Origin of the sequence: Paraplanobispora siamensis (assembly GCF_016863175.1) — a bacterium.
Taxonomy (GTDB): Bacteria; Actinomycetota; Actinomycetes; order Streptosporangiales; family Streptosporangiaceae; genus Planobispora; species Planobispora siamensis.
In genome coordinates this window covers 75,252-90,997 of record NZ_BOOJ01000037.1, presented here as the reverse complement: position 1 = coordinate 90,997, position 15,746 = coordinate 75,252, and the positions used below count along the sequence as shown (strand labels likewise).

Genomic DNA, 15,746 nt, shown 5'->3' with positions numbered 1-15,746 from the left:
ACCCGTCTTCCCCCGGGTGCTCATCCGACAGCCGCGGGGGGAAGAACCGTCTTGAGCAGACTCTACGGCGACCCGATCGAGGTCTGGACCCGTGACGGGGTGCCGATCCAGTTCGTCTGGCACGACCGGCTCTACGCCGTGCGCCGGGTGGTCGATCACTGGGTGGTGGCCCGCGAGTGGTGGAAGACGAGCGACGACGACCCCGGTGAGCGCCGCTTCTGGCGCGTCGAGGCCAGCCCCGGCCGCAAGCTCGGCACCTACGAGCTGCGCTTCGACACCGCGGGCTCCGGCTGGCTGCTGGTGCGGGCCTGGGAGCGCTGAACGACGCGTGGCGGTACGGGTCCGGGAGCGCCGATCGATTCGGGGACGTCGGTCGGACAGGGGCGCCGATCAGTTCGTGGCGGCCTGGGGCGTGGTGGGGCGGGTGGCCCGGGACGACGCCCGGCGCCGGTGGCGGGCCTCGGCCTGGGCCCCGCTGATCTGCCTGACCGTCGTCGCGCACAGCAGGCACGCCATGGCCACCGCGGCCAGCTCGGCCGGGCCGAGACCGGTCAGGCCCGCCTCCGCCGGCGAGCCGGGCAGCGCCCGGCGCGCGATCATGACGAGCAGCGCCAGGCAGCTCAGCCACCAGGCCGTCAGCAGCGCCAGCCACGGGCCGCGGCGTCCGGCGGGCGGGTGCGAGGCCCGCCAGAGACGGTCCAGCAATATCGGCGGGGCGACGAGGTTCAGCGGCGGCACCAGCCAGCCCGCCAGGAGCCGTCGCACGGGCAGGCCCGGGGGGCCGGCGGTCCGCCAGGTCCGGGTCAGCCAGACCAGATAGACGGCGACCGCGGCGGCCGTGGTCACGGTCACCGCGATGATCAGGATGGCGAAGACGGTGGCCGCGCCGATCAGGGCCTGCGCGCCGGGAGCGTGGGTGTCGCCGCTGAAGGCCGACACCTCACGCGCGAGGCGTGATCCGCGGGCGTGCTCGAACACGACGAGTGCCGCGGTCGCGGCCACCTGGGCGGCGAGAGTCGCGTAGACGGCCGTGACCGGCTGTTTGCGCGGGGACGACGCGTGGCGCATGTGAAGCTCCCCCCGGCATGCGCTGAAGGACCTGACCTTCTTCTATCCCGCCGGGACCTCCGCCAATCAACTCACCACGCCGGACTCCCACGCCCATGCGGCGATCTCCACACGGTTCCTTGCCCCGAGCTTTGCCTGGACGCTTCCCAGGTGGGTCTTGACCGTGGAGAGCGACACGAACAGCTCCGCGGCGACCTCCTGGTTCGTCCTCCCCCTGGCCACCAGCCGGACCACGTCGAGCTCCCGCTCCGTCAGCGGCTCGGCGGGCGGGCGGGCCCCGGCCCCGGGGGCGGGGCGGGCCAGGTGTTCGAGCAGCCGCACGGTCACCGACGGCGACACCAGTGCGTCCCCGGCCGCCGCGGCGCGGATGGCCTCGATCAGCAGCGTCGGCCCGCTGTCCTTGAGCAGGAAGCCGGTGGCCCCGGCGCGCAGCGCCCCGTAGACGTACTCGTCCAGGTCGAAGGTCGTGACGATGACCACCCGCAGCGGGTCGGCGGTCCCCGGCCCGGCCAGGATCCTGGTGGCCTCCAGCCCGTCGAGGCGGGGCATCCGGATGTCGAGCAGGCACACGTCGGGCCGTAGCCGCCGTGCGTGTTCGACCGCCTCGGCGCCGTCGGCGGCCGTCGCCACGACCTCCATGTCCGGCTGGGCGTCCAGGATCATCTTGAATCCTGTCCGCACGAGTTCCTGGTCGTCGGCGATGAGCACCCGAATCGTCACGTGATCGATTCTGCCAGCAACCGGGTCGTACCAGGCCATCGGCCGTTCGGCCGATGCTCCCGCGCGCAGATGGGACGCGCGGCCGATCCACCGATATGTCCCGGCGAGAGATGGTCGTCACCATGACTGCTGTCCTTGAGGGATTCGATCTGGTGAAGCGGTTCGGCGCGACCGTGGCACTGGGAGGCGTGGCGCTGCGGGTCGGCCGCGGCGAGGCCGTGGCCATCATGGGGCCGAGCGGGTCGGGGAAGTCGACCCTGCTGCACTGCCTGGCGGGGATCATGAAGCCCGACGGTGGCGAGGTCCACCTGCTCGGGCAGCGCATCGACACGATGCGGGAGCGGGAGCGCAGTGCGCTGCGCCGTACCCGCTTCGGGTTCGTGTTCCAGTTCGGCCAGCTCCTGCCCGAGCTCCCGGCCGAGGAGAACGTCGCGCTGCCGCTCATGCTCGGCGGGGTGTCACGGGGGGACGCCGTACGGCGCGCCCGCGAGTGGTTCGGCCCGCTCGGCCTGGGCGGGATGGAGGGGCGGCGGCCCGGGGAGCTGTCCGGCGGCCAGGCCCAGCGGGTGGCGATCGCCCGCGCGCTGGCCACCCGGCCCGCGGTGGTCTTCGCCGACGAGCCGACCGGCGCGCTCGACCAGGCCACCGGCCACGACACGATGCGGCTGCTGGTGGAGGCGACCCGGGGCAACGACGCCTCGCTGGTGGTGGTGACCCACGACCCGCAGGTGGCCCGCTGGTGCGACCGCACGGTCGAGGTCCGCGACGGGCAGGTGCTCGCATCCGCCGGGTACGGCGCTCCCCTGCCGCCCGGTGGGCACGGGGCCGGCGGGTACGGCGACTCCGGCGACTTCGGCGACTTCGGCGACTTCGGCGACTTCGGCGACTCCGGGGTCTCCGGGGTCTCCGGGGCCGACGGGACCGCCACCCGGATCCTGCCCGGGGTGAACGGATGACCGGCCTGCTGGGACTGAGCTGGCGGCTGCTGCGCGGCGGGGGCCGCGGCGGCCTGCTGGGCGCGGGGCTGACCGCGGTGGCGGTGGCCGTCTCCACCGCGCTGCTGCTCTTCGCCGTCTCGGCCAACCTGGCCTTCCAGGGGCGGGCCGAGCGGGAGGCGTGGCGCAACCCGGTCGCGGCGGACGCGGACGCCGTGGCCGTCCAGGCCGTGCGCAGGGATTACGTGCGCGATCGGGGCGTCACCGTCGTGGACGTCGCCGCGCTGAAGCCCGCGGCGGCCCCGCCGCCCGGCCTGGAGCGCTTCCCGGCGCCGGGGGAGGTCTGGTTCTCCCCGGCGCTGGCGGAGCTCGTCCGGGAGTTGCCGGCCGGGGAGCTCGCCGACCGGTTCCCGGAGAAGATCGGGGGGACCGTCGGGGACGAGGCGCTGGTCCACCCCGGCGAGCTGGTCGCGGTCCGCGGTCAGGAGCCGGGCTCCCCGGTCATGACCGTCAAGGCCGCGCAGGACCCGCTGACCGGGACCGCGCCGACGCGGGTGGCCGGCTTCACCGGCGAGCCCACCGGTGACGCGCAGGCCTACCAGGCGCTCGCGCTGATCGCGACCGTGCTCATGGCCGTGCCGCTGCTGGTGTTCGGGGGCGCGGCGGCCCGGCTCACCGTGGCCCGGCGCGACCAGCGGCTGGCCGCGCTCCGGCTGGTCGGCGCCACACCCGGCCAGGTGGTCCTGATGACCGTCGCCGAGGCGGTGATCACCGCTGCGGCCGGCGCGGTCGCGGGCGTGGCGCTGTACGGCCTGCTCACTCCGCTGCTGGGCGGGATCGAGATCGCGGGCGGTTCCTGGTTCGCCGCCGACCTGTGGCCGGGCGTGCCGTACACCATGGCCGTCCTGGTGGCCGTGCCGCTGCTGGTGGGCCTGTCCGCCGTGGTCGGCCTGCGCCGGGTGGTGGTCAGCCCGCTGGGCGTGGCCAGGCGGGAGACCCCGCCGGCCATGCGGGTCGTGCGGGTCCTCGCGCTGCTGGCCGTCCTGGCCGTGGTGCCCACGCTCGGCGCCGGCACCGCGGCCGGAGTGGTCGCGGTCGTGCTCGGCCTGGCCTTCCTGGCCATCAACCTGACCGGCCCCTGGGTGGTCGGGCTGATCGGCAGGATCACCGCCCGCACGGCCCGACGGCCCGCCCGCCTGCTGGCCGGGCGCCGCCTGATCGACGACCCCAGGGCGGCCTGGCGGACCGTGAGCGGCGTGGCCATGACCGGGTTCGTGGCCGGGTTCATCGGGCTCCTGAGCCCGGGGAGCGGCCTGCTCGGCGACGCCGACGCCACCACCCTGCGCCTCACCGTCCCCGCGGCCCAGGTGTCGCAGCTGACCGGAGAGGCGCGGGAACGCCTGTCGGCGGCGGGCGTCCCGGCCCGGGTGGAGGTCACGGGCAAGGGCGGGGACAGGACGCTCGCCGTCACCGTCACCGAGGCGGCGCGGGTGGACGAGGCGGTGATCGACCGGGCCAGGACCGCGCTCGACGGGATGGTCCCCGGCCGCGGGGCCACCTCCGAGGCCGACGAGGAGCTCTTCGGCGTCCTGCTGCTGGAGGACGTCGGCACCGGCACCGTCGTCGTGCTCACCGTCTCGTTCCTGGTCGCGATCGTCAGCGCCGGCATCACCGCGGCCTCCTCGGTCCTCGACCGCAGGCAGACCTACGCCCTGCTCCGCCTGGCGGGCACCCCGCTGGAGGTCCTCAACCGGGCCCGCCGCGCCGAGACGCTCGTCCCGCTGGCGGTCATGGGCGGCGGCTCCATCGTGGTCGGGATGTTCTGCGCGGTGCCGTTCTCCTTCTCGGCGATGAACGTCAGCGGGCTGACCGTCCTGCTGGCCTGCGTGGTCCTCGGCTTCGCCGGGGTGGCCGGCGCGGGCGCCGCGAGCGCCCCGCTGCTGCGGTCGGTCACCGCCAACCCGGCCCCGCGCCCGGACTGAGGATCCGGTCCGGAAGAATTTTCTCGTCCGGACCGGTGATCGAGGGCTCCGTCGAGGGACTACTGGGCGTGGACGATCCCGAAGCGCGGTTCACCGCGCTGTACGACCGGTATTACCGGAGCGGCCGCTGCCCTGGCTGCTGGGCGTGGCCCGCAACCTGCTGCGCAAGCACCACGACCGCCGGCGGCAGTGGGCGACCTCCGCCGAGCGGCTGGCGGTGCTGGCCCAGGAGGGCGACGTGGCCGACCAGGTCTCCGAACGGCGGGCGGCCCTGGAGGCGCTCGCCACGCTCCCCGAACACGAGGCCGAGGCGGTGATCCTGGCCAGCTGGTACGGCCTGGGCCCGGCCGAGGCCGCCCAGGTCGCGGGCTGCTCGGCCCGCGCGTTCACGGTGCGCCTGCACCGCGCGCGGCGGCGCCTGGCCGACGCGCTGAGCCTCACCCGGACGACCCTGCAGGAGCAGAGATGACGAACGACGAGCTGATCGCGGGCCTGCGCCCCGATCATGTCCTGGAGGAGAGCTACCGGCGCCGGCGCGAGGCCGACCTCGCCCGCGCCTTCGCCACACCCCGGCCGGGCCGTACCGCGCTGCGGCTCCGCGCTCTGCTGCCGGGGACGCGCCCGCCGATGGGAGCACGCCTGCCGGTGGGAGCACGCCTGCCGGTGGGGGCGCGGCTGGCCCTGGCGGGCACGGTCACCGCGGGGCTGGTCGCTGCCGTGACCGTCCCGGCGGCCCTGACCGGTACGGCGATGCCCGGCGGGCCCGGCGAGGGCCGGTCCACCGGACCCTCGGGGCAGGTCGCGCACGCCTCTCCCGGTTCCTCCGACGCGCCCGGCTCGCCCGGCTCGTCCGCCGAGCCCGCCGTGGTGCTCGACGCCCGCTCGCTCCTGCTGGCGGGGGCCGAGCGGGTGGCCGCCGAGACCGGGGCGCGGGGCCGCTACTGGTTCGAGCGGACCCGGACCTTCGAGCCGGTGGCCTCCGGCGCGGTCGTCGCCCACTCCGACGAGGTCTGGTACGACGGCCGCGACGGCCGCGGGCTGTTCAACCAGGACGTCGAGGTCACCTTCGCCGACGAGGGCGACGAGGCCGCGTGGCGCAGGAAGGGCTCCCCGGCCCTGTGGCCCGCGCCCGGCAGGCGGGACTTCTCCCGGATGTCCCTGAGGTGGGGGGTCGGCTCCGCGTCGCTGACGATGGAGGAGGTCCGGCGGCTGCCCGGCGACGCCGAGGGGCTGGAGCGGTGGCTGCGCTCGGTCCACCGGGACGGCCCCTTCCCGGACTTCGTGTTCGGCGCCGTCCGTTACCTGCTGTCGTCCCCGGCCTCCCCGGCCACGCGCGCCGCGACGCTGCGGATCCTCGCCGCCCAGCCGGGACTCGTCCTGGAGCGGGGCGCCACCGATCCGCTCGGCCGTACCGGCTCGGCGATCACCACGGGCAGCGGTGACGTCCGGCTGGTCGTCGACGAGTCGGGGGCGCGCCTGCTGGCCTTCGAGTACCACGGCCCGGACGAGGAGGCCCGGAGCGCGGACCGCAGCGTGCACATCCCCTTCCGCAAGGGGTTCAAGGTCGCCTACGAGTCCTCCGGCTGGGTCGGCGCCCCCGGCGACCGCCCCGGGGCGGGGTGACCGGCCTCAGCCCAGGACGAGGTCGCGGATGACCTTCAGGGAGGGCTCGTCGTGGGGGCCCATGACGAGCAGGGTGCGCACCGGGCTCGCGCGCCACAGCTCCAGGCGCTCGCGGATGCGGCCGGGCGGGCCGAGCAGGGAGATGCCGTCGGCCAGCTCGTCGGGGACGGCCTTGAACGCCTCGTCCCTGCGCCCGGACAGATAGAGCGCCTGGATCTCCTCGGCGGCCTCGGCGTAGCCCATCCTGCCGATGATGTCGGCGTGGAAGTTGCGGCTCTTGGCCCCCATGCCGCCGATGTAGAGGGTGAGCATCATCTTCACCCCGTCCAGCGCGGCCCGGACGTCGTCTGTGATCACGGTCATCACCATGGCCGCGATGTCGAAGTCCGGGCCGGCCCCCGCCAGCGACGGCCCGTACATCCGCTCGATCTTCTCCGGGAACACGAACAGCGGCAGCCAGCCGTCGGCGATCTCGGTGGCCAGCGCGACGTTCTTCGGCCCCTCCGCGCCCAGGTAGAGCGGGATCTCCGGGCGCAGAGGGTGGGTGATGAGCTTCAGCGGCTTGCCGAGGCCGGTGACGCCGTCGCCGGACCCCGGCGGCAGGGGGAGCGGATAGTGCTCGCCGTCGCTGGTCACCGGCTCCTCGCGGCGCCAGACCTTGCGCATGATCTCGACGTACTCGCGGGTGCGGGCCAGCGGCCTGCCGAACGGCCTGCCGTACCAGCCCTCGACCACCTGCGGCCCGGAGGCGCCGACGCCGAGCATCAGCCGGCCGCCGGTCAGGTGGTCCAGCGTCATCGCGGTCATCGCGGTCGCCGTCGGGGTCCTGGCGGACAGCTGCACCACCGAGGTGCCCAGCTTGATGCGGGAGGTCCGCGCGCCGTACCACGCCAGGGGGGTGAAGGCGTCGCTGCCGTAGGCCTCCGCCGTCCAGACGGAGTCGTATCCCAGCCGCTCGGCCGCCTGGACGAGTTCGGTGGCGTCGACGGCGTCGCGCTGCCAGTAGCCGAGGTTCAGGCCAAGCCTCAGGTCGGTGCTCATATGGGCCCCTTCGTACGGGTACGGCCCTGCAATTAGAACACGTTCTATCTATTTGGTCGAGGATGGTGTGTTGCCGATCCGCCTTTGGGGAAACGTCAACGTGTGCTGAACGCTGTCCGCAAGGTGCTGTGCGTGTCACTCCTTCTCCTGCTCGGGGCCCAGGGAGCCCTTCCCGCGGTGGCGCAGATGAGGGAGCGGCCGAACATCATCCTGATCCTCGCCGATGACCTGGGAACCGGAGATCTGGAGAAATTTCCGAATATCTGGAACGAGTTCATCAGCGCCGGGAGCACGTTCGAGCGGTTCTTCGTCCCCAACTCCTGGTGCTGCCCCTCCCGGGCCTCCATCCTGCGCTCCCAGTACGTCCACAGTCACGGCGTTCTGACCAACACGGCGCCCGAGGGTGGTTTCACCAGTTTCCACACTTCCGATCTGGAACGTTCCACGATCGGGGTGTGGATGCAGGAGGCCGGCTACCGCACGGCCCTGATGGGCAAATACCTCAACCACTATCCGGGCGGGGCCGCTCCGCCCACCTACGTGCCCCCGGGCTGGGACGAGTGGGACGTGCCGGTGCGCCGCCTGTACGAGGAGTACGACTACACGCTCAACGAGAACGGCACGCTCAAGGAGTACGGCTCCGCGGCCGGCGACTATCTGACCGACGTGCTGAGCGCCAAGGCCAACGCCTTCGTCTCCCAGGGGAGCGAGCCGTTCTTCCTCTATCTGACGCCTGTCGCCCCGCACCTGCCTGCCAACCACGCCCCCCGCCACGCCGGGGCCTTCTCCTGGCTCACCGCGCCCCGCGGCCCCTCCTTCGACCAGGAGGACCTCTCCGCCGAGCCCGAGTGGCTGCGCTCGCGCGAGAGGTTCGGCGAGGGGACGAAGGCGAAGATCGACGAGATGTACCGCGACCGGCTGCGCGCGATGCTCGGCGTGGACGACCTGGTCGGCTCCCTGGTGGAGACCCTGCGGGCGACGGGCAAGCTGGAGGACACCTACCTGTTCTTCGGCTCCGACAACGGCTTCCACCTGGGCGAGCACCGGCTGGCCCAGGGCAAGACCACGCCCTTCGACGAGGCCGTCAGGGTCCCGATGGCCGTGCGGGGGCCCGGGATCGAGCCCGGCGGGGTGATCGGCGAGGTCGCCTCCACCGTGGACCTGGCCCCGACCTTCGCCCATCTGGCCGGGGCCGATGTGCCGGACTTCGTGGAGGGGCGCTCGCTGCTGCCCCTGCTGCGCGGCTGGGTCCCGGCCGGATGGCGGCAGAACGTGCTGATCGAGTTCAACCGCCCCCAGGACGAGGACTCGGCCCGCCAGACCCCGGTCCCGCCCTACCGGGCGATGCGCACCGCCTGGCACACCTTCGTGCGCTACGAGACCGGCGAGTACCAGCTCTACGACCTCGGCACGGACCCCTACCAGCTGCACAACCTCGCCGGGCGGGTGGCACCGTCCGTGATCGAGGAGTTCGACCGTCAGCTCGACGCCCTGGTCTCCTGCTCGGGCGCCTCCTGCCGGGCGGCCGACGCGGCGCCGCCGCCCTCCTTCCCCGTCCCGCCGCCCGGCTGGGGGCCCGACCTGGGATGAGGCCCGGTCCGGCCGGCGGGGGCCGTCAGGACGGCCCGTCCCCGGGATAGGCGCGGGCCAGGTGGCCGGCGATCGCCGTGGCCGCGGCCTCCGGGTCGCCGGCCGCGATCGCCTCGTAGATCTTCCGGTGGTCGTCCATGAGCAGGTCGGTGGTCCCGAGCCGGTGCACCGCCTGGACCGCGTAGGTCCGCACCGTCACGCGCAGGGCCTGCATCGTCGCGGCGAGCAGGCGGTTGCCGGACAGCCCGGCGACGGTGAGGTGGAACTCGGCGTCGTGCAGGACGAACTCCTCCGGCGTCGCGGCGCGCTCCATGCGGCCGATCGCCTCGCGCAGCCGTTCCAGCTGCTCGGGGGAGGCGCGCCCGGCGGCGTGCCGTACCGCCCACTGCTCGATCATCATCCGGGTCTCCGCCACCTCGCGCATGGAGAGGCTGGACAGGCCCACGTGCAGGCGAAGCAGGTCGGCCAGCGCCCCCGCCGGGCGGGAGGTGAGCACGGCCCCCGCGTCCGGGCCCCGCCCGGCCTGCGAGGAGATCACGCCCAGCGTCTCCAGCACCCGCATCGCCTCGCGCACCGAGGCCCGGCTGACCTGGAGCTGCTCGGCGAGCTGCCGCTCGCCCGGCAGCCGGTCGCCGACCGTGAGCCCGTCGTCCGCGATGCGCCGCTCGATCTGGGCGATCACGTCCTCGAACGCGCGGGTGCGCCGGACCGGCTCCCATCCCATGAGGTCTCCTCCGGTGGCTTGTGGCGACGTATGGTCTGACCATACTGTGGTCTGACCATTGAGCGGAAGGAGCGCCGTGCGCGTCGCCCTGTTCATCACGTGCGTCAACGACACGCTGTTCCCCGGAACCGGACGGGCGGTCGTGAGGCTGCTGCGCCGCCTGGGATGCGAGGTCGACTTCCCGCGCGAGCAGACCTGCTGCGGCCAGATGCACGTCAACACCGGATACCCCGAGGAGGGGACCCGGCTGGCCCGCCGCTTCGTGGACGTCTTCGCCGGATACGACGCGGTGGTCGCGCCCTCGGGCTCCTGCGCCGCCATGGTCCGCGAGCAGTACCCCCGCCTGGCCCGCGCCGCCGCAGCGGCCTCCGAGCGGGAGACGGCCTTCGAGCGGGAGGTGGCCGAGGTGGCGCCGAAGGTCCACGACCTGTCGGAGTTCCTGGTCGACGTCCTCGGGGTGACCGACGTCGGCGCCTACTTCCCGCACCGGGTGACCTACCACCCGACCTGCCACTCGCTGCGCGGGCTGCACCTGGGCGACCGTCCCGCCCGGCTGCTGCGCGAGGTCAGGGGCCTGGAGCTGGTGCCGCTGCCCGGCGCGGAGGAGTGCTGCGGCTTCGGCGGCACCTTCGCGGTCAAGAACCCGGCGGTCTCGGCCGCCATGTGCGCCGACAAGGTGCACAACGTCATGGCCACCGGCGCCGAGGTGCTCTGCGCCGCCGACAACTCCTGCCTGATGCACATCGGCGGGACCCTGGGCCGCCAGCGTTCCGGGGTCGGGGTCATGCACCTGGCCGAGATCCTCGCCGCCACCGAGCAGGACGCGCCGTTCCCCGCCGGGGAGGCGACCGGCGGCCGGGCGGGGGGCGCGCGATGAGCGGCACCTTCCTGGGCATGCCCGCCTTCCCCGGCAACGCCGCGGCGGCCGTGCGCGACTCGCAGCTCAGGTTCAACCTCCATAAGGCCACCCGCACGATCCGCGGCAAGCGGGCCGCCGTGGTCGGCGAGCTGCCGGACTGGGGGGAGCTGCGCGCCGCGGGCAAGGAGATCAAGGACCACACCCTGCGCAACCTGGACCGCTATCTCCTCCAGCTGGAGGAGGCGGTGACCAGGGCCGGCGGCCGCGTGCACTGGGCGGCCGACGCCGCGGAGGCCAACCGGATCGTCGCGGAGCTGGTCGAGGCGACCGGCGAGACGAAGGTGGTCAAGGTCAAGTCGATGGCCACCCAGGAGATCGGCCTCAACGAGGCCCTCGCCGAGCGGGGGGTCACCGCCTACGAGACCGACCTGGCCGAGCTGATCGTGCAGCTCGGTGACGACTGGCCCTCGCACATCCTCGTCCCGGCGATCCACCGCAACCGCTCGGAGATCCGTGAGATCTTCCGCGAGAAGATGGCGGAGTGGGGCCGGGCCGCGCCCGAGGACCTGACCGACGAGCCCCGCGCCCTGGCCGAGGCCGCCCGGCTCCACCTGCGCGAGCGCTTCCTGTCCAGCAAGGTCGCGATCTCCGGCGCCAACTTCATGATCGCGGAGACCGGCACCCTGGTGGTGCTGGAGTCCGAGGGCAACGGGCGGATGTGCCTGACCCTGCCGGAGACGCTGATCAGCGTGGTCGGCATCGAGAAGCTCCTGCCGAGGTGGCAGGACCTGGAGGTCTTCCTCCAGTTGCTGCCGCGCTCCTCCACCGGCGAGCGGATGAACCCCTACACCTCCACCTGGACCGGCGCGGCCGAGGGCCAGGAGTTCCACCTCGTCCTGCTCGACAACGGCCGCACCGACGTCCTGGCCGACGAGGTCGGGCGGCAGGCCCTGCGCTGCATCCGCTGCTCGGCCTGCCTGAACGTCTGCCCGGTCTACGAGCGCGTGGGCGGCCACGCCTACGGATCGGTCTATCCCGGACCGATCGGGGCCATCCTCACGCCGCAGCTGCACGGCATGACCCGCGCGACCCCCGCCTCGCACGGACGCGGGATCTCGGAGCTGGACGCCTCCCTGCCCTATGCCTCGTCCCTGTGCGGCGCCTGCTTCGAGGCCTGCCCGGTGGCCATCGACATCCCCGAGGTCCTGGTCCACCTGCGGGCCAAGGCCCCTCACCCGCGCTCCGAACGCCTGGCCATGCGCGCCGCCGGATGGATCTTCGACCGCCCGGTACGGCTGGCGCGCACCCAGCGCTTCGGCGGCCGGCTGCGCAGGTTCGTGCCGGGCCGCCTGCCCGGCCCCGGAGCCGCCTGGACCGACACCCGCGACATCCCCGACATCCCCGCCGAGTCCTTCCGCGACTGGTGGGACCGCACCGAAGGAAGCACCCGGTGAACTCCCGCGAACGCATCCTGGCGAGGATCCGTACGGCCGTCGCCGGGGCGCCGCAGGTCCCGCTCGTCCCCTCCCGCCCGGCCGCGGCCGCGACCGGACGGGAGATCGGGCTGTTCGCCGAGCGGGTGGCCGACTACCGGGCCGTGGTGCACGTGGTCGACCCGGGCAAGGAGGACGCCGTGATCACCGAGGCGCTGGCCCGGCGCGGGGCCCGCCGCGTCGTCGTGCCCGGCGGGCTGCCGCAGGAGTGGGAGCGGGCGGTGCGGGACCACCCGGGGTGCGAGGTCGTGACGGACGACCCGCCGCTGTCGGCAGCGGAGCTGGACGCCGTCGACGGGGTCGTCACCGGATGCGCGGCCGGCGTCGCCGAGACCGGCACGATCGTGCTGGACGCCGGGCCGGGCCAGGGACGCAGGGCCCTGACCCTGATGCCCGACTACCACCTCTGCCTGGTGAGGGCCGGGCAGATCGTGGCGGGCGTGCCGCAGGCGGTCGCCGCGCTCGACCCGGCCAGGCCGCTGACCTGGATCAGCGGCCCGTCCGCGACGAGCGACATCGAACTCGACCGGGTCGAGGGCGTGCACGGCCCGCGCACGCTGGAGGTGATCGTCATCCGCTGAGCCGTACGGGAGCGGGGCCGCACAGGAACGATTCCGTACGAGAACGATTCCGTACGAGAACGGACCCGCACGAGAACGGACCCGGCCGGGAGCGGAGCCCGGCCAGGAGCGTTCTGACCGGCGTCGCGGCCGATCGCGGGGCGCCCGGGCGCGGGCCCCGGTCAGAAGCGGAGCAGTGCGGCGACCTCGTCCCGGGTGTCGAGCTTGGGCACGAAGATCAGCTGGGCGTCCGTCATGACGGCCGCCCGGGCCAGAGCGGCGTCCGCGCGCTCCTCCACGGGTTCGCTCACGCCCCACGTGCGCAGTTCTTCCGGGTCGGGCCCCAGCTGGTCCCCTCCGGGCCCGATCCACATCATGCCGTCGGCGGTCGAGTCGTCGACCATCAGCAGAGTGTCCACCCTCCTCTCCCGGAAGGCCTTGGCGACGGCGTCCAGGCCGGTGACCGCCAGGTCCCGGGGGAGAGCCTCCCCGAAGCGCTCCAGCAGCTGGGCACGGCGGCGGTCGAGCCATTCGTCGACGGTCGCCTCGACCTCCTTGCCGAACATCGTGGGATCGCTGCCCTCGGCCCGGTTGCCGTGCTCCACCACCACGGTGCGTTCGGCGGCTTCATGGCCCAGATGCGACTTGAGCAGGGGCACCGCCTTCGGGTCCCCCGCCACGATCACCAGTTCGGCGCCCGTGCGGCGGACCTCCCGGTCCACCTCCTCGGCCACCATCTTGGCGTTGTGCTCCCAGGCCTTCTCCACGCTGTTCTCGTAACGCCGCTGGGACCAGCCGCCCTTGCCCGTCTTCTGCAGCGGCCAGTCCTCGGCCGGCTGCACCTCCGTACGGCGGGGCGCCCCCGCGCCGACCACGATCACGTCCGCGCCCGCGCGGTCGATGAGCACCTGCACATGGGGCACGTTTTCGCCCCGCTGGGCCAGCAACGGCATGAGGTGCGGCAGCGGGGACCAGCGGGTGGTCTCCCTGCGGGGCTTGTCGGGCAGGGCCTCGGTGTAGAGGACCTCGCCGTCGGCGGCGAAGACCGCTCGGCCGGGCGCCGCGGCGCCGACGGAGGTGATCAGAGCCTCGAGCGCCTGGAGCGTGGCCTTGTCGGCGCCCTCCAGACGCTCGGCCGCCGCCTTCCAGTGGAGTTCGACCTCCTGCTCGCCCTGTGGGATGGCGCGGTTGGTGTCGAGGTAGACCGATGCGAAGGGCCCCTGACGCTCATACAGGTACTGAAAGGCGTCAAGTTTCATTACTGCCTCCTCTCCTCCTTGCCGTACCCGAGCGCCTCGGCCACCTCCGCCATGTTCGTGTAGGTGGCGTTCGGCAGCGACCGGAGCTCCTCGATGACCGGATCGGGCGCGCCCTCCATCTCGGCACGGGACAGGAGGGCGTCGCGGTCGGCGGGGAACACGCTGGTCCCGCTGATCCACTTGGCGAGGTTGCCGCGGCGCTCCACGTCATAAGGGGTCATGCCGATCGGCGTGCCCGGCTCGCGGTCGGCCGGCCGGGACGGGGATCGCGTCATGCTGTCCTCCGCCACCGCGGGCATGGGCTCGGGCTCTTTCCACTCCTCCGCGTGGGTGGTGCCTCCGCCTCGGGTCATCCCCTCGGTCTCGTGCTTCTGCTGATCGTCCAGACGCGAGCCGTGCTTGGCGCTTCCGCGTTCCATGGTCGTCACCCCTTTCACACAGGTGATTGCCCCCATACCCGGCCGATCGGTGACAAACATCGTGGTTACGCGGGCTTGCCTCCGCACGGTCAGCCTTGACCGGCGCATTACGAGATCGATTACGGCACCAGCCGTAATCCCCAGGGAAGCAGGGCACGCACCTGGTCTGATCCGCGCTGAGCCGTCACTCTGGAGACGAGGGCGGTGAGCACGATGATCACAGTGGTCGGGGTGGACGGATCGGAACTGTCCGCGGTCGCGCGGGCCAGACTGGACGAGGCCGTCGCGGTCACCGGACCGGAGCGGGCCTTCCGCCGGCTGGGCCCGGCGCCCGTCAGGGCCAGGCGGCTGGACGGGCCGCTGCTGGAGGTCGTCGACGCCCACCTGGAGGAGGGCGAGGGCCGGCTGGTCGTGCTCGCCGAGGGGGATCCCGGCTTCTTCGACGTGGTCAAGGAGCTACGCGGGCACGGCGTCATGCCCGAAGTGCTGCCCGCGCTCCCGCTCGCCTCGCGTGCCTTCGCCAAGGCCGGGCTGGCCTGGGAGGACGCCCTCGTCGTCACCGGTGAACGGCTCGACCGGGTGGTGAACGCCTGCCGCGCCCACCACAAGGTCGCCGTGCTCGTCGGCCCCGGGATCGGCCCGGCCGAGATCGCCAGAGAGCTGGCCCCCACCACGCCCCGCGCGCTGATCGTCTGCGAGGACCTCGGCGGGCCCGACGAGCGGATCACGCACAGCCGGATGGGCGAGGCCACCACGCGGCCGTGGAAGGACCCCGACGTGGTGCTCGTGCTGGACCCGCTGCACCGGCCGTACGAGCCGGGCTGGGTCGCCGGGGCCCGGCCGGGACCCCCGGAGTGGGCGCTGGACTTCGACGGCGGCGGGCTGAGCCCCGAGGTCCGGGCCTTCGTGCTGGCCAAGATCGGCCCCCGGCTGGGCGACCTCGTCTGGGACGTCGGCGCGGGCTCGGGAGAGATCGCGGTGGAGTGCGCCAGGCTCGGCGCGGCCGTGGTGGCGGTGGAGCGCGAGGAGGAGTCCTGCGCCCGGCTGCGCCGCAACGTCATCGCCCACGGCGTGAAGGTCGCCCTGACCCGCGGGCAGGCGCCGCCGGCCCTGGAGCCGCTGGCCGACCCGGACGCGGTCTTCGTCGGCGGGGGAGGGGCCGACGTGGTCGAGGTCTGCGCGGCCCGCAACCCCAGGGTCCTGGTGTGCGCGCTGCGGACCGTCGAGCAGGTCGTCACGGTGCTGGAGATCCTGCGCCGGCACGGCTATCAGGCCGAAGGCGTGCAGATCCAGTCATCCCGGCTGGTCCTGCATCCCGACGGAACCCACGGTCTGGCCGCCGCCGATCCGGTCTTCGTCGTGCACTCTTCCCGATCGCGTTCGGGTGAGTCCAAACCATGAGCGGATGAATGTTGTGGATCCGTAACCTGTCGCCAAGCCACCGTCATCGGCTATTCTCGCGAGGCGCCGCTG

At 73.4% G+C, this 15,746-nt stretch carries 16 protein-coding genes; 10 read left to right on the top strand and 6 right to left on the bottom strand.

The window, feature by feature from the left end:
• Positions 1-51 precede the first annotated feature (51 nt).
• A complete protein-coding gene (locus tag Psi01_RS23475; protein WP_203878002.1) occupies positions 52-321 on the top strand; it encodes a DUF6504 family protein in 270 nt (89 codons plus the stop codon).
• A 69-nt stretch (positions 322-390) separates the two neighbouring features.
• On the opposite strand, the gene Psi01_RS23470 is transcribed toward Psi01_RS23475, so the two are convergent.
• Together Psi01_RS23470 and Psi01_RS23465 are read right to left on the bottom strand one after the other, a co-directional pair.
• On the bottom strand, positions 391-1,068 hold the full coding sequence (locus Psi01_RS23470) for a DUF4328 domain-containing protein (protein WP_204066231.1): 678 nt from the start codon (positions 1,066-1,068) through the stop codon (positions 391-393).
• A gap of 66 nt (positions 1,069-1,134) precedes the next feature.
• A complete protein-coding gene (locus Psi01_RS23465) occupies positions 1,135-1,788 on the bottom strand; it encodes a response regulator (protein ID WP_204066230.1) in 654 nt (217 codons plus the stop codon).
• 122 nt (positions 1,789-1,910) lie between these two features.
• Between Psi01_RS23465 and Psi01_RS23460 the strand changes: the two genes are divergently transcribed.
• The 4 genes from Psi01_RS23460 to Psi01_RS23445 all read left to right on the top strand — a co-directional run bounded on the left by Psi01_RS23460 (position 1,911) and on the right by Psi01_RS23445 (position 6,328).
• A complete protein-coding gene (locus tag Psi01_RS23460) occupies positions 1,911-2,744 on the top strand; it encodes an ABC transporter ATP-binding protein (RefSeq protein WP_204066229.1) in 834 nt (277 codons plus the stop codon).
• Complete coding sequence (locus tag Psi01_RS23455; RefSeq protein ID WP_239127954.1) at positions 2,741-4,705, top strand: FtsX-like permease family protein; 1,965 nt, start codon at positions 2,741-2,743, stop codon at positions 4,703-4,705. Before Psi01_RS23460 ends, Psi01_RS23455 begins: the two co-directional genes overlap by 4 nt.
• 145 nt (positions 4,706-4,850) lie before the next feature.
• Positions 4,851-5,174 (top strand): sigma factor-like helix-turn-helix DNA-binding protein, encoded by a 324-nt coding sequence (locus Psi01_RS23450; protein ID WP_204066228.1) that lies wholly within the window; start codon positions 4,851-4,853, stop codon positions 5,172-5,174.
• Entirely contained in the window at positions 5,171-6,328 is a 1,158-nt protein-coding gene (locus tag Psi01_RS23445; RefSeq protein WP_204066227.1) for a hypothetical protein, read from the top strand. The genes Psi01_RS23450 and Psi01_RS23445 overlap by 4 nt, the downstream gene beginning before the upstream one ends.
• A 6-nt stretch (positions 6,329-6,334) precedes the next feature.
• Here Psi01_RS23445 and Psi01_RS23440 read toward each other — a convergent pair whose 3' ends face one another.
• Positions 6,335-7,369 (bottom strand): LLM class F420-dependent oxidoreductase, encoded by a 1,035-nt coding sequence (locus tag Psi01_RS23440; protein ID WP_204066226.1) that lies wholly within the window; start codon positions 7,367-7,369, stop codon positions 6,335-6,337.
• A gap of 132 nt (positions 7,370-7,501) precedes the next feature.
• Between Psi01_RS23440 and Psi01_RS23435 the strand changes: the two genes are divergently transcribed.
• A complete protein-coding gene (locus Psi01_RS23435) occupies positions 7,502-8,959 on the top strand; it encodes a sulfatase family protein (protein WP_239127953.1) in 1,458 nt (485 codons plus the stop codon).
• A 25-nt stretch (positions 8,960-8,984) separates the two neighbouring features.
• Here Psi01_RS23435 and Psi01_RS23430 read toward each other — a convergent pair whose 3' ends face one another.
• Positions 8,985-9,683, bottom strand: a complete 699-nt coding sequence (locus tag Psi01_RS23430) for a FadR/GntR family transcriptional regulator (RefSeq protein ID WP_204066224.1) — start codon at positions 9,681-9,683, stop codon at positions 8,985-8,987.
• Between the two features lie 76 nt (positions 9,684-9,759).
• Between Psi01_RS23430 and Psi01_RS23425 the strand changes: the two genes are divergently transcribed.
• Genes Psi01_RS23425 through Psi01_RS23415 form a run of 3 tightly spaced genes read left to right on the top strand, consistent with a single transcriptional unit; the run spans position 9,760 to position 12,616 of the window.
• The gene (locus Psi01_RS23425; RefSeq protein WP_204066223.1) at positions 9,760-10,560 is read left to right on the top strand and encodes a (Fe-S)-binding protein; all 801 of its coding nucleotides are present in this window, start codon (positions 9,760-9,762) and stop codon (positions 10,558-10,560) included.
• A complete protein-coding gene (locus Psi01_RS23420; RefSeq protein ID WP_204066222.1) occupies positions 10,557-11,996 on the top strand; it encodes a lactate utilization protein B in 1,440 nt (479 codons plus the stop codon). The genes Psi01_RS23425 and Psi01_RS23420 overlap by 4 nt, the downstream gene beginning before the upstream one ends.
• Complete coding sequence (locus Psi01_RS23415) at positions 11,993-12,616, top strand: LutC/YkgG family protein (protein ID WP_204066221.1); 624 nt, start codon at positions 11,993-11,995, stop codon at positions 12,614-12,616. Before Psi01_RS23420 ends, Psi01_RS23415 begins: the two co-directional genes overlap by 4 nt.
• Before the next feature lie 161 nt (positions 12,617-12,777).
• Here the strand turns inward: Psi01_RS23415 and Psi01_RS23410 are convergent, their stop codons facing one another.
• The gene (locus tag Psi01_RS23410) at positions 12,778-13,854 is read right to left on the bottom strand and encodes a baeRF2 domain-containing protein (RefSeq protein WP_204066220.1); all 1,077 of its coding nucleotides are present in this window, start codon (positions 13,852-13,854) and stop codon (positions 12,778-12,780) included.
• Positions 13,854-14,273, bottom strand: coding sequence for a DUF2795 domain-containing protein (locus Psi01_RS23405; RefSeq protein ID WP_204066219.1), 420 nt, complete (start codon positions 14,271-14,273; stop codon positions 13,854-13,856). Before Psi01_RS23405 ends, Psi01_RS23410 begins: the two co-directional genes overlap by 1 nt.
• A 213-nt stretch (positions 14,274-14,486) precedes the next feature.
• Here Psi01_RS23405 and Psi01_RS23400 point away from each other — a divergent pair, with 213 nt between their 5' ends.
• Positions 14,487-15,674 carry a bifunctional cobalt-precorrin-7 (C(5))-methyltransferase/cobalt-precorrin-6B (C(15))-methyltransferase gene (locus Psi01_RS23400; protein WP_204066301.1) on the top strand — a complete coding sequence of 396 codons (1,188 nt, stop codon included), beginning with the start codon at positions 14,487-14,489 and terminating at the stop codon, positions 15,672-15,674.
• Positions 15,675-15,746 lie beyond the last annotated feature (72 nt).